Genomic DNA, 14268 nt, shown 5'->3' on the forward strand with positions numbered 1-14268 from the left:
ATCGCCGTGGGCCGCTCGTTGCCGTGAGGCCGCTCGCCGCCGTTGGGCCGCTTGCCGCCGGTCACGGCCGGGTGGCCACCGTGCTCCGCCCGGCTGCCGCGGCACAGGCGTGACCCGGCGGCCGGATCGCGTCGGCCGGGCGGGACGGTCCATTTTTCCGGGGCGGCGTCACGCGTACCGGAAAAGAAGGGTCTTCGTTTTTGTGGGGTGTGCCAGATATCGGATCAGCTCTATTCGGGTCGGAGATCTGATTGTCCGTGGCTTCGGGTTGAGTCACGGTGGAATCCGCAAGGCATTTCGACCGGCGTGAGCGGAGGATGCCCGTGGACGACGCGGATTCGCTGTACCAGGGCAGGGCGGACGGTGGGCCGGTCAACAGAAAGGCGTACACGAGCAGATTTCCGAGAAACGTTCCGCTGGTGGACAAGCCGCGCGGCCGTTGCTGGCTCTACGCCTACGAGGAGGGTGCGGACGGTCCGCGGTTCGTCCTGCGGAATGCGGCGGGGGACTTCGTCGTCGCCGATCGGAACACGCCGTGCAATCGGGACCGGCGTCACCCCGGGAATGGCAGCCGGTGAATCGAAAAGGCGGCGGGCGTTCGTGACGCCCGCCGCCGGGCCCGCGTGACAGCGGGATCGGGTCAGGAGATCGCGGCCTGGACGGCCGGCAGCCAGCGTGCCGCGATCTTGACGTTGCCGGCATCGTTGGGGTGGACGCCGTCGTAGGTGTCGGTGCTGGTGTTGAAGCCGGTCCACTGGTCGACGACGGTGATCGGCGACGCGGTGGTGCTGAGCGATGCCGCCCAGGCGGGGATCGCGGCGTTCAGGTTGACCACGCGCTGGCCGCAGTCGGTGCAGGTGGGCGGGTTCAGCGGGATGATCTGCGCGACGATGATCCGCATGTTCGGGTTGGCGGCGCGCATCTGGCCGACCAGCCTGGTGTAGGCGTTCAGGATCGTGGCCGGGGACAGGTTGCTCCAGGCGTCGTTGGTGCCGAAGTGCATGAGGACGACGTCCGGGTCCGCCGCGGACAGCCAGGCGGGCAGCATGTTCTGGCTCGCGACGTTGGTGACGAGATAGCCGCCGTGGCCGTCGTGTTCGCCGTCGTAGGGGAATCCGCAGCCGTCGCCGGGCAGGGTGCCGACGAAGTCCACCTCGGCGGCCGGGAGCTGCTGCCAGAGCAGGGCGCGCCAGCAGCCGGGGGAGCCGGTGATCGAGTCGCCGAGTGCCATGATCTTCGTCTTCGTGCCGGCGGTGGTGCTCGTGCTCGGCGACGGGGAGATCTGATCGGTTCCGGTCGGGGTGGGCACCACGCCTCCGGTGCAGGTGACGCCGTTGAGGGTGAACGACCCGGGCACCGGGTTGCTGCCGGTCCACGAGCCGTTGAAGCCGAACGAGGCGGTGCCGTTCGTGGCGATCGGGCCGTTCCAGCCGGCGTTCTCGACGGTGACGGTGGAACCGGACTGGGTGACCGAGCCGTTCCACAGTTGGGTGATCGTCTGCCCGGCCGGGAACGTGAACACCAGCGACCACGACGAGACCGGGTCGCCGAGATTCGTGACGTCCACGGCCGCGCCGAAGCCGCCGGGCCACTGGCTGCTGACGGTGTACTTGACGGCGCAACCGGCCGCCGCGTTCGCGCTGGTGGTGGTGGCGACCGCGGCGCCGGTGAGCAGGGCGGTGACGAGGCCGAGGACGGCCGCCTTTCGACGTTGCATCGGGATGCCTCCGGGGATGTGCTTGACGGGGGTCCGGGGACGGAGCACGCTGGGAGCGCTCCCAATTAACGCACATCTATGCGTGGCGGGAGAAGGGCGTGCGGCGCGATGGGATGGGCGCCGCGCGGGTGGGTGGCTGCGGTGGGGGTGAGATCCGCGCGCGATTTCACCCGGCGGCCACCTGGCCGGGAGAGCGCGGGGAGCCGGGCGCTACGGGGCCCGCCTCCCCGCGTTACCCCGACGTTCCGCGCCGGACCCGCCTGCGCGCACGTGACGCGCCGCTGATCAACTCCGGTCCCGGAGGGTGCCGGGGCCCAGACCGCGGATCGACGCGTCGAGAACGTGGACGGTGTGCGCCAAGGCGATCTCCCCGCCTCGTCGGCGGACCGCGGCCGCCACCTGCATGAGGCACCCCGGATTGGCCGTCACCAGCAGCTCGGCCCCGGTCGCCAGAACCGCCTTCGCCTTACGATCGCCCAGCTGGGCGGCCGGAGCCGGATTGAGCACGTTCCACACGCCGGCCGAGCCGCAGCAGATCTCCGGATCGGCGATGGCCCGCAACTCCAGCCCCGGAATGCCGCGGAGCAGGGCCCGTGGCTGTGCCCGCACGCCCTGAGCGTGCCCCAGATGGCAGGCGTCGTGGTAGGCCACCGTCATCGGCAGCGGATGCCGGCGGGCCACCGGGCCCAACTCGACCAGCAGCTCGGCCAGGTCACGGACCTTCGCGGTGAACGCGGCCGCCCGCCCGGCGTAGGCCGGATCGTCGGCGAGCAGCTCGTCGTACTCCTTCAGCGACGAGCCGCAGCCCGCCGCGTTGACCACGAAATAGTCCATGCCGGTGCGCTCGAACGTGTCGATCAGCCGCCGGGCGAACCGCTGCGCCTCGGCACGCCGGCCGTTGTGCACGCTCAGCGCCCCGCAACAGCCCTGGCCGGGCGGGATCAGCACCTCACAGCCCTCGGCCGCGAGGACACGCACCGTCGCCGAATTGACGTCCGGGAAGAACGCGGACTGAACACAACCGGTCAGCATGCCCACCACCGCGCGCCGGGCGCCGCGCGCGTGCACACGCGTCGGCGGGCGCGGCACGCCGCGCAGCCGCGGCGCCAGCGACTCCAGCGTGGCCAGCGTCGGCGTGAGTCGTTCCAGGAGACCGGTGCGGGCCACGAGCCTCTGCAGACCCGACATCTGGTACGCGCGAAGCGGCCCTCGCAGCAGCCGCAGCCGTTTCGGGTACGGGAACAGCGCGAAGATCGCCGCCCGCAGCGCCCGCTCCCGAACACTCCGGGGGTGACGGCGTTCCACCTGGGCGCGGGTGTCCTCGATCAGCCGGTCGTAGCGGACCCCGGACGGGCAGGCGGTCACACACGCCATGCAGCCGAGGCAGCGATCGAAGTGGGTGACCATCGAGTCGCTCAACGGCTCCCCGGACAGTCCCTGCCCGATCAGGTGGATGCGGCCGCGGGGCGAGTCCATCTCCTCACCCCACAGCACGTAGGTGGGGCAGGTGGGCAGGCAGAACCCGCAGTGCACACAATCGGACACCAGTTCGGCCCGCGGTGGGTGGTCACCGTCGAAGGCCGGCCCACCCGGCGGGGGACCGCCCCGCTCGGCGGCCCGCAGCGCGTCGGCCGGCGGCGTCCCGGTCCCGTGCGTGGCGCCGACCGGGTTGGCGCCCGTCTCGGCGGCCCGCAGCGCGTCGTGCGGAGTGCCATCGCCGTGGGTGGCGTCCACGTCAGCCATCAGATCCCTCCCACGAACCGGCCGGGCGCGAAACGGCGATCCGGATCGAACCGCTCTTTCACCCGGCGCATCAACTCGAGGCCGGGCACCGGCCCCCACATGTCCAAGCCCTCCCGAACCCCGTCGGGCGCGGTCAGCACGACGGCGTGACCGCCGGCCCGTGTCGCCGCCGCCCGCAGCGTGTCCACCAACCGTGACATCTCCGCCGCCGGCTCGGTGACGGCGCCGTCCGCCGTATCGTCGCCGCCCGCCGCGCCGCCACGGCCGGGGCTCGGAACTCCCGCGTGGAGAACGCCGGTCGCGGCGGAGCCGCGGATCGTGGCGCCCGCGGCGGTGGCGGCCTCCACCAGAGCGGGGACCGCCGAGAGGACGGCGGTCAGCTTGAGCCCGAGGCCGTCCGGGGGCCACGGTGGGGTGTCCCACCACGACGGCGGGACGTCGCTGACCTCGCCGTCGAGGAGCCTGGCCAGGACGGCGGCGCGATCGCGGACACCCGCCTCGGTGCCCTCCACCAGCACGGCGATCTCGGTGGCCGCGCCGGGGCCGGCGTTGATCTCCACGGCGCTCGGGGCCAGTTGGGCGGCCAGGATCTTCGCCACCGCGGTGGGCGGGGCGGCGGCGCGTACGAAAGCGGTGGCGGGCGGGACCGGATGCAGGCGGAAGACGCACTCGGTGATCAGCCCGAGCGTGCCCTGCGCGCCGGTGTAGAGCTTGCCGAGGTCGTAGCCGGCGACGTTCTTCACCACCTTGCCGCCGGCCCGGGCGATCCGGCCGTCCGGGCGGACGACGGTGACACCGATCAGCAGGTCACGGGCCGTGCCGTAGCGCAGGCGTCGCGGGCCGGAGGCGTTCGCCGAGACGGTGCCGCCGGCGGTCGCCGTGGGCGGCGCGTCCAGCGCCAGTTGCTGGCCGGGCAGGGCGTGCAGCTCGGCCATCGGCGTGCCGGCCCGGACCACGGTGATCAGGTCTCCGGCGGCGTGCTCGACCACCCCGGCCAGCCGCCGGGTGTCGATGATCAGGTCCAGGTCGCGCGGCGGCGGGCCATGGTGGATCTTCGTGCCGCCGCCGCGGATCACGACGGTGAGGTCCCGGGCGGCCGCGATCAGCGCGGCCGCTTCCTCGGTGCCGGCCGGCGCGGCGACGAAACGGGCGGGAACGCCGCAGACCACATCGTCATCACCGGCCTTGACGGCGAGATCGTCCAGAACGCTCATCGCTCACCTCCGGAAGCGAAACGATCCCCCGCGACGGTGCGGTGGGCGGGGAGAGGGACATGGTGGGCATCAGAAGATCTCCGCCACGCCGGGCTCGTGCGACGGGTGCGGGCCCGAGCGCCGCCCCGGGCGTTCGCCGCACAGGCGGGGGGTGGGGAAGACCTTGCCGGGGTTGGCCAGGCTGTCCGGGTCGAAGGCGCAGCGGACCAGCTGCATCGTGTCCAGGTCGGTGTCGTTGAACATGCGCGGCATGTAGCGGGCCTTGTCGACGCCCACGCCGTGTTCGCCGGTGATCGAGCCGCCGTACTCGATACAGAGGTCGATGATGGCGCCGGAGACCGTCTCGGCCCGGTCCTCCTCGCCGGGGACCTGGGAGTCGAAGAGGACCAGCGGGTGCAGGTTGCCGTCGCCGGCGTGGAACACGTTCGCCACGCGGACGCCGTGCGAGGAGGCGACCTCGTTGATGCGGCGCAGCACCTCCGGCAGCGCCGTCCGGGGGATCACCCCGTCCTGGACGATGTAGTCGGGGCTGATCCGGCCGACCGCCGCGAACGCCGATTTGCGGCCCCGCCAGATCAGCTGCCGCTCCTCGTCGTCGGCCGCCACCCGGGTCTCGAAGGCGCCGTTCTCGTCGCAGAGCCGGCTCACCTCGTCGAACTGCGCGGCCACCTCGGCCACCGGGCCGTCCAGCTCGACGATCAGGACGGCGCCCGCGCCGACCGGATAGCCGCAGTGGACGGCCGCCTCGGCGGCCTCGATGGACAGGGCGTCCATCATCTCGATGGCGGCCGGCACCACCCCGGCCGCGATGATCGCCGAGGTGGCGGCGCCGGCCTGGTCGGTGCTCGCGAAGGCGGCCAGCAGGGTGCGCACCGTCTCCGGCAACCGGGTCAGCTTGACCGTCACCTCGGTGGCGACGCCGAGCGTGCCCTCCGAGCCGACGAACGCGCCGAGCAGGTCGTAACCGGGCGTGTCCGGGGCGGCGCCGCCGAGCCGGACCAGGTCGCCGTCCGGCGTGACCATCTCCAGCCCGGTCACGTGGTTGGTGGTGAAGCCGTATTTCAGGCAGTGGGCGCCGCCGGAATTCTCCGCCACGTTGCCCCCGATGGAGCAGATCTGCTGGCTGGACGGGTCGGGGGCGTAGTAGTAGCCGTGCTCCTTCGACACCACCGACACCTGGAGGTTGATCACGCCGGGCTGGACGACGGCGCGTTCGTCCTCCGGCCGCAGCGACACGATCTCCCGCAGCTGGGAGGTCACGATGAGCACTCCGTCGGCGTGCGGCAGCGCCCCTCCGGACAGGCCGGTGCCGGAGCCGCGGGCCACGAACGGCACCTTCGCGTCGGCGCAGGCGCGGACCACGGTGGCGACCTGCCCGGCGGTGCGTGGCAGGGCGACCAGGGCCGGGGCGACCCGGTAGTGGGCGAGGCCGTCGCACTCATACGTCCGCAATTGCTGCCGGTCGGTGAGCACCTGGTCAGGGCCCATCTCGGCCCGCAGTCGCGCGGCAAGGGCATCGATGCTCATCGTGGACCTCCTCGGCGTCGCTGCCTAGAGTCACGCTAACCGTGATCGCTTCGCCGCGCGATGGGGAGCGCCCGCCGTTCGGGCTGCGGAAAACCCCCTGCGGAAAACCCCCAGCGGACGGCCGCATCGATCGCCTGGCGGTTTCGGGCCACCGGTCTGGCACTATTGCCGGATGCTCCTGACCGCCAGACCCGTCCGTGCCGCCCTGGGCGCAGCCTGCGCCCTGGTCATGGCGGCCGGGTGCGGCTCCTCGGACGATCCCGACGAGAGCCTGATCACCGTCACCACCATGCGCGGCGCGTTCCTGCAGCCCACCGAGATCGGCCCGGCGTGGGCGGCCCCCGAGGAGAGCGCGAGCCCACAGCAGATGGTCAGCTTCTGCGGCGGGACGTCGGCGCCGCCACAGGCCCCACCGGGCGCCGAGGTGGTGACCTCGTCAGCCGCCGACGAGGGGGAGAAGGGCGCGCAGACCCTCCAGCAGACCGCCCTGGTGTTCGCCGACGAGGAGAGCGCCAAGGCCGGGCAGGCGCTGCTGAAGGTGGTCGCCGACCAGTGCCCGCCGTCGGTGAGCGTCGAGGCCGCCAAGACCGCCGACCGCAACGAGCCGGCCTACACCGAGACGGTCGAGGTGCGGGATCTGAGCGAGGGCGCCTGGTCCGGTTTCGTGATCGTCCGCCACAAGCTGTATGAGTCGGAGCACCCCGGTACCGCCGACACCGCGGTGTCCGTGCTGCGTACCCGTAACGTGGTGCTGGTCGGCACGTACGCCATCTACCGGCTGGACAACAAGACGCCGTCGCCTGGCTTCGAGGCGGACTGGCAGCGGCTGGTCGGCTCGGTCGTGCAGCGGGTGGGATAGACACACGGACAAACGTCGTCTAATGTTCGCGGTGCGCCGTTGCGAGTTCTTCCCCCGTGGAATTCGCAGCGGCGCCCTTACTTCTGCCGGGTTGTCCGCCGCCGTGCGCGTTGCTGCGCGGAGAGAGCGCGTACCGAGCAGGCATCTCCGTATCCGTGTGGAAAAGTCCACGGACGGTTAACTATTCACTCCAGACGTGCTTAGCCTTACGAATCCCAGGGCAGGAACTGGTATCCGCCGCGGATTCTTCACCGGAGGTAGGGCATGAAGTTCGTCTACGGCTTCGCCGAGGGCAACAAGGACCTCAAGGATCTGCTGGGTGGCAAGGGCGCCAATCTCGCGGAGATGACCAACCTGGGCCTGCCCGTTCCGCCCGGCTTCACGATCACCACCGAGGCGTGCCAGGAGTACCTGCGCAACGGCACCCACGTCGACGGTCTCGCCGCCGAGATCGACGCGCACCTCGCCGAGCTGGAACGCGAGATGGGCCGGCGGCTCGGCGACCCGGCCGACCCGCTGCTCGTGTCGGTCCGCTCCGGAGCGAAGTTCTCCATGCCCGGCATGATGGAGACCGTCCTCAATGTCGGGCTCAACGACGCGTCGGTGGCCGGGCTGTCCCGTCAGGCCGGTGGCAACGACCGGTTCGCGTGGGACTCGTACCGGCGTCTCATCCAGATGTTCGGCAAGACCGTGTGCGAGGTGCCCGGCCACGAGTTCGAGGACGCGCTGCACGAGGCCAAGGTCGCCAAGGGCGTCAGGGACGACGTCCAGCTCGGCGCCGACGACCTGCGGGAGCTCGTCACCGCGTACAAGAAGGTGTTCGTCAAGCACACCGGGCACGAGTTCCCGCAGGATCCGCGCGAGCAGCTCGACCTCGCCATCGAGGCGGTCTTCCGGTCCTGGAACGCCGACCGTGCCGTCCTCTACCGCCGTCAGGAACGCATCCCCGCCGACCTGGGAACCGCCGTCAACGTGGTCGCCATGGTCTTCGGCAACCTGGGCTCCGACTCCGGCACCGGCGTCGCCTTCACCCGCGACCCGGCCACCGGCGAGCAGGGCGTCTACGGCGACTACCTGGCCGACGCGCAAGGCGAGGACGTGGTCGCCGGCATCCGCAACACCCTCCCGCTGGCCGACCTGGAACGGCTCGACAAGACCTCCTACGACGAGCTGATGCGGATCATGGCCGTCCTCGAAGGCCATTATCGCGACCTGTGCGACATCGAGTTCACCATCGAACGCGGCAAACTGTGGATGCTGCAGACCCGTGTCGGCAAGCGCACCGCGGCCGCCGCCTTCACCATCGCCGCCCAGCTCGTCGACGAAGGCGTCATCGGCCTCGACGAAGCTCTCACCCGCGTCTCCGGCGCGCAGCTCGCCCAGCTGATGTTCCCCCGCTTCGACCTCTCCTCCGCTCCTGAATCGATCACGCGGGGAGTGGGCGCCTCACCCGGAGCCGCCTTCGGCGAGGTCGTCTTCACCTCGCGGCGCGCCGTCGAAGTGGCGGCCGACGGCAAACCGGTCATCCTGGTCCGCCGGGAGACCAACCCCGACGACCTGCCCGGAATGATCGCCGCCAACGGCATCCTCACCAGCCGTGGCGGCAAGACGTCACACGCCGCCGTCGTCGCCCGCGGCATGGGCAAGACCTGCGTCTGCGGCGCCGACGAGATGGAGGTCTCCACGTCGAGCTTCACCATCGGCTCGCAGACCGTCCGCGAGGGCGACACCATCTCCATCGACGGCACCACCGGGCGCGTCTACCTCGGCGAGGTGCCGGTCCGGCCCAGCGAGGTCGTCCAGTACTTCGAAGGTGACCTCGACCCGGCCGAGGCCAACGACCCGCTGGTCGCCGCCGTGCACCGGATCATCACGCACGCCGACTCCACGCGGCGGCTCAAGGTGCGCACCAACGCCGACACCGGGCTCGACGCCGCCCGGGCCCGCCGCTTCGGCGCCCAGGGCATCGGACTGTGCCGCACCGAGCACATGTTCCTCGGCGACCGGCGGGAACTCGTCGAACGCCTGATCCTGGCCCGCAGCGAAGCGGAACGCAACGGGGCCCTCGCCGCTCTCCAGCCGCTGCAGCGCGCCGACTTCCTGGAGATCTTCCGGGAGATGAACGGCCTGCCCGTCACCATCCGGCTCATCGACCCGCCGCTGCACGAGTTCCTGCCCTCCCTGGAGGAACTCGCCGTCAAGGTTGCGGTCGCGCACGAGCACGGCCGGCACGTCGAACACGACGAGCAGTTGCTCGCCGCGGTCCGCCGCATGCACGAACAGAACCCGATGCTGGGGCTGCGCGGCGTACGCCTCGGTCTGGTCATCCCCGGCCTGTTCGCCATGCAGGTCCGCGCCATCGCCGAGGCCGCCGTCGCACTCGCCGCCGAAGGCGGCAACCCCCGCCCCGAGATCATGGTCCCGCTGGTCGGCGCCGTTCAGGAGCTGGAGACCGTCCGCGCCGAAGCCGAGAAGATCATCGCCGAGGTGGTGGGCTCCTCCGGCGTCCAGATCCTGATCGGCACGATGATCGAGGTGCCGCGGGCCGCCCTCACCGCCGGCCAGATCGCCGAAGCCGCCGAGTTCTTCTCCTTCGGCACCAACGACCTCACCCAGATGGCCTGGGGTTTCTCCCGCGACGACGTCGAGGGCGCGTTCTTCTGGCGCTACCTCGAACTCGGCATCTTCGGCATCAGCCCCTTCGAATCCATCGACGCCGACGGCGTGGGCCGCCTCGTGAAGATCGCCGCCGAGGAGGGCCGCGCCGCCCGCCCCGGCCTCAAGCTGGGCGTCTGCGGCGAGCACGGCGGCGACCCCGACTCCGTCCACTTCTTCCACCAGGTCGGCCTCGACTACGTGTCGTGCTCGCCCTTCCGCGTGCCGATCGCACGCCTGGAAGCCGGCCGGGCCGCCGTCGAATCCGAAGGCTCCGACCACCGCTGAGCCTCAACTCACTCAGCCGGGCGGTGGATGCGGCGCGATCCAGCTCCGCATCCACCGCCCAACCCCATTTTCAGGTACGGAAATGGACCGTTCCCGTGCCTGATCGGGCGGCTGGCGCCGCACGATCCGGCCCGGGCGGCTGGCGCCGCACGGGCCACCGGGTTCGGCTTCTCGCGACGCGGCTGCCGGGTCGCGGCCGTAGCGCGCCGTCGGGTGAGAGATCGTCTTCGGTTGGCTCCCGGAGCTGTCCCTGCCGGCAAGATCGCTAGCCCTAGCCCTCGGCGTCGGCGTCGGCGTCGGCGTCGGCGCCGTCGCCGTCGCCCCGGCCCGCTCGCGCCGGTCAGGTGGGCGCGCACAGCGCACCGATCGTGTGCCCGGACCGCCGCTGTGACGCCCGTGAACGACCACGCAGAGCCTTACGTGCGCGTCGGCCGGCACCTACCGGCCGCGGGAAGGCAGGGAGAACAATCGGCCATCAGCATCAGAGCTGATCCTGCTGGCTTGTCAATAGAGGCTCGCTACCAGCGTATATCCGGTTCGTCCCGCTTTGCCAGGCTTCACGACGCGGGTGCGGGGTAGCGGAAACCGGACCTGGATCGGGTCGATGACCGGCGACGGCGATCGGTGGTCGGTGGTCGGTGGTCGGTGGTCGAAGACCGGTGAAGATCGGTCCGCTGCGGCGGCTGCGCATGTGGACGGGATTGCGTGAACGGTGTGCTCGTTGCTGGGCAAGACCGGCAAAGCGACCCGGCCGGCCGCGAGGGCTCCTCGGCGACCGCCGCTGACGCTGCCCCGTTGAACTCCAGCGTGTGGCACCGGCCAGCCGTCGCACGGAATCACCATCACGTTCACCGGCTGGCCGCGGACGCGGACGGAGACGAATCTCTGTCCGGGGAGGCGGGACACGGATTTCGGCTATCTGTGTTCCGTAGACGTGACACCCGCAACGGGTGTCGTCACACCCACTATGGGTGTGGCGTTCTCCGAGCACACATCGCCCAGCACGCCGGCCCTCCGCCCACCGGGCGACAGGGCGCCGGGGCGCCGGGGCGCCGGGCGGCAGGACGACAGGACGACAGAACGACAGAACGACAAGGCGAGAGGGCGGCAGGGCGCCGGGCGGCAGGGCGCCGGCCGGTAGGGCGCCGGGCGGCAGGGCGGCGGGCAGACGGGGCCGAGCGATTCGGCACGCGTGCAGGGCCCTGCGTGGTCGCTCACGAGTGTCACAGCGGTGCTCGGGGCACACGATCGGTGCGCGGTGCGCGGTGCGCGGTGCGCGGTGCGCCCGCCCGGCGGGCGGGCGGGCGATTTGGCCAGCAGGGTCAGCACTGATCCTGATGGTCATAAGGAAAGCCGTCCACCTGTGGAACCGCCCCGGCGGAGGAGTCTCCACATCCCTGGAGTCGCCGTCGCAGGTCATGGAATCCTTGCTCCAGGTCCGATTCCGCTACCCGACACCCCTGAGGTGAGGTCTGGCGGCCAGGGATCGGACCAGATATGCGCTGGTAGAGAGCCTTTCTTGAATAGCCGGCAGGGTCAGCACTGGCAGCCAGCCGGACAAGACTGCCGGCCGGTGTGTGGACACTCTCAGGTCCTGCTCCGAGTGTTCGGTCATCATCCGGCCACTCCTTGAATATCTAGATCTGGCGATTAGTTCACCGTTCCCGCGCTCCCATGGACTACCAGAGATCCGCGGCGCGGTCAGGATGTCGCTGCGAGGGCGTAGAGCAGCGGGATGCGTGGGGCGGCTGCCGGTAGGCGCCAGAAACCGGTGGGGGTGGGCTCCATGTGGGGCCAGCGTGGCCACGGGATCTCGTCGCTCTCGTGCAGGGAGCGGATGGTCAGGCCGGCGCCGACCAGGGCGGTGACCACCTCGCCGAGGCCGTGCGACCACTCGTAGCTGACGGTTGCCCCGGTCAGGGCCGGACCGTCGGTGTACGTGCGGGTGGCGTCGAGCTCGGCGGGCCCGCGGCCGGACAGATAGTCCTTGCGCAGCAGCAGGGACTGGTTGCCGGAAGCGTCCGGGACCATGCCCAGTGACTGGAGAACCGGATGGAACTCGACCACGTGGAGTGAACCGCCCGGTTTCAGCAGCCCGGCGACGACACCGGCCCAGCGGTCCAGGTCGGGGAGGTAGCAGAGCGCGCCCTTGCCGGTGTACACGATGTCGAAACGGCGTCCGGTCAGGGCTGCCGTGGCGTCGTAGACGTTGGCGTGGACGTACTCGATCGGGAGACCGGCCTCGGCGGCCAGCCTGCGGGCCGTGCGGACGGCGACGCCAGACAGGTCGAGGCCAGTCACCGAGCGTGCGCCACGGCGGGCGAAAGCGGCCGTCTCGGTGCCCAGATGGCATTGCAGGTGCAGCACGTCACGGCCGGTCAGATCGCCCATGGCGGACCACTCGTAGTCGGCGAACCAGCTCTCCGGGTCGCGACCGGCCACGTCGTAGAAGCGGCTGGTGGCGTGGATCGGGGTGCGCTCGTCCCAATTCGCCGCGATGGCTGCCATCCGGTCGCGGGTGGCGTCGTCGAAAGTCATCAGAATCCTTCGGACTCGGGTGGGAGGCGTTGGTGGCCGTGGGCGGGTGGTCAGCCGGGGTAGGTGCCGTCGATGACCGCGGGCGGGCCGGCGCCGGGTGCGGCGGCGCAGGCGAACGCGCTGCTCACCGCCCGGTGCAGGTCGAGGGCTATGCGTGGGCCGGCGGCGGCGAGCAACTCGGTGGCGGCGTGCTCGAGAACGGCCGCGGCGGTCGGCCAGTCGGCGGCCGCGGCAGCGCTCAGGTGGCGTGCGGCCTCCACCGGACGGTGCCGGAACAACAGCGCGGCCAGCTCCGGAACCGGGGGATCGCACCCGCCCGGCGTTGCTTGCGCGGTGGCCCAGGACGCGCCGGTCAACACCGCGTGCGGATCCGCGTAACCGGCGTCGGCGAGGATCAACAGAGCCTCACGGTCGTCGCGGGCGGCGGCCTCGTCGCGGACCCGGCCGGCCAGCGCCGCGACGATCGGGGTGTCGGCGTTGTGGCGGACTATCGCGGCATACGCCGGCAGCCGGGCCGGGTCGAGCGGGGCGGGCACCGGCTCCGGGCTCAGGTCGTCGGCGCCGAGCTGGTGGGCGCGGACGGTGCGCGCGGTGATCCGGGCGTGCAGACGGTAGACCGGGTCGCCGACCGGCAGCTCGGGACCGCCGAGGATCTGTTCGTTGGCGGAGACGATCGCTGCCGCGACGGCACTGCTGCTCGACGGGGCCTGCCGGATGGTGTTGTGCGCGTGGGCAAGCGCGGGATCCGGCCGCCGGCCGGCCAGACGCTGGGCGGTGTAGCGGTCGGACGCGTCGCACGCATAGGCCTCGCGGAAGACGGCGCTCAGGCCGGGCAGCTCGGCGAGCAGGGACCGGCCCAGGTCGGGTGACAGCCCGAGGACACCGATCGCGGTGTCGAAGCGGGCCCGATGGTCGGGACGCAGATAGGCCCGGACATCGCGGTCGTGGGCGGTCGTGCCGCCGGGCCAGTGCCGCGCGGGCATCCGGGTGATCAGATGCCGCAGCCGGGACCATGCGTGAGCCTCACCCTCCAGGTCGTGGACCTGCACGGCGGCGCGGACCAGGGCGCAGTGTGCGACGGCCGCCTCACCGGGATCCTCGATCAGGGTGGCCAGGTCGGTCGCGGTGTGCCGGTCGGTCGGCGCCAGGTGGATGACGAAGGTGCGCAGCAGGCGGGCCAGCGAGTGCGGGTTGCCGGGGTCGGGCGGCGGTGGAAGCAGGGCCCGGGGCAGGTCGGCGGGCGTGATGAACAGATGCCGGCGGGTGTCGGTGGACTGCCCCGTCCGGGCCGGGCCAGGTGCGGGTGTGTGGCTGAGCAGGCCGCGGAGAACGCTCAGGTGGAGAATCCGCGGCAGGTCGGCCCCGGTGCCGAGAGCGGTCTTCAGGGCGTCGTCGATCAGTTGGCGGAAGCAGTCGTCGGAGCCGTGGCGGGCGCGCAGCGACAGCCGGAGGGTGTGGTCGAGGGTGGTCACGCCGGGATCTTCGGTCGCCGTCACGGGTCCTCCATCGATGTGGATGCCTGGCCGCCCACTGCGCGGAATGCTACCGGCCGGGTACGACGAATCACGGCCCGTAGCGGGCCACGGCCGGGTGGAGGCGTGCCGATCGGGCCGAAAATGTCGGGGGGTGGGTCTAGTGCGTTGTCCATAAACGTTCACCGGGTCGGTGACACGCCGGGCGGCGTCCACCGGTAGTTGCTGGGCAGGGCTCACTCTCGACGACGTCGG

Annotated in this window: 8 protein-coding genes; 2 read left to right on the forward strand and 6 right to left on the reverse strand. The window is 71.4% G+C overall.

The features are described from left to right. Positions 1 to 640 precede the first annotated feature (640 nt). The 4 genes from AB0I88_RS25575 to AB0I88_RS25590 form a co-directional block, all read right to left on the reverse strand. Positions 641 to 1717, reverse strand: coding sequence for a cellulose binding domain-containing protein (locus AB0I88_RS25575; protein ID WP_361029412.1), 1077 nt, complete (start codon positions 1715 to 1717; stop codon positions 641 to 643). A 285-nt stretch (positions 1718 to 2002) separates the two neighbouring features. Next, positions 2003 to 3460, reverse strand: coding sequence for a heterodisulfide reductase-related iron-sulfur binding cluster (locus tag AB0I88_RS25580; RefSeq protein WP_361029415.1), 1458 nt, complete (start codon positions 3458 to 3460; stop codon positions 2003 to 2005). Beyond that, positions 3460 to 4674 (reverse strand): FAD-binding protein, encoded by a 1215-nt coding sequence (locus AB0I88_RS25585; protein WP_361029418.1) that lies wholly within the window; start codon positions 4672 to 4674, stop codon positions 3460 to 3462. Before AB0I88_RS25585 ends, AB0I88_RS25580 begins: the two co-directional genes overlap by 1 nt. Before the next feature lie 69 nt (positions 4675 to 4743). Continuing rightward, positions 4744 to 6201 carry an FAD-linked oxidase C-terminal domain-containing protein gene (locus AB0I88_RS25590; RefSeq protein ID WP_361029421.1) on the reverse strand — a complete coding sequence of 486 codons (1458 nt, stop codon included), beginning with the start codon at positions 6199 to 6201 and terminating at the stop codon, positions 4744 to 4746. A 172-nt stretch (positions 6202 to 6373) separates the two neighbouring features. Between AB0I88_RS25590 and AB0I88_RS25595 the strand changes: the two genes are divergently transcribed. Then, the gene (locus AB0I88_RS25595; protein ID WP_361029424.1) at positions 6374 to 7060 is read left to right on the forward strand and encodes a hypothetical protein; all 687 of its coding nucleotides are present in this window, start codon (positions 6374 to 6376) and stop codon (positions 7058 to 7060) included. 264 nt (positions 7061 to 7324) lie between these two features. Continuing rightward, positions 7325 to 10003, forward strand: coding sequence for a pyruvate, phosphate dikinase (ppdK, locus tag AB0I88_RS25600; protein WP_361029427.1), 2679 nt, complete (start codon positions 7325 to 7327; stop codon positions 10001 to 10003). Between the two features lie 1701 nt (positions 10004 to 11704). On the opposite strand, the gene AB0I88_RS25605 is transcribed toward ppdK, so the two are convergent. Further along, complete coding sequence (locus tag AB0I88_RS25605) at positions 11705 to 12541, reverse strand: class I SAM-dependent methyltransferase (RefSeq protein ID WP_361029430.1); 837 nt, start codon at positions 12539 to 12541, stop codon at positions 11705 to 11707. A 50-nt stretch (positions 12542 to 12591) separates the two neighbouring features. Further along, positions 12592 to 14037 (reverse strand): hypothetical protein, encoded by a 1446-nt coding sequence (locus AB0I88_RS25610; RefSeq protein WP_361029433.1) that lies wholly within the window; start codon positions 14035 to 14037, stop codon positions 12592 to 12594. Positions 14038 to 14268 lie beyond the last annotated feature (231 nt).

Origin of the sequence: Actinoplanes sp. NPDC049802 (genome assembly GCF_040656595.1) — a bacterium.
Classification (GTDB): domain Bacteria; phylum Actinomycetota; class Actinomycetes; order Mycobacteriales; family Micromonosporaceae; genus Actinoplanes.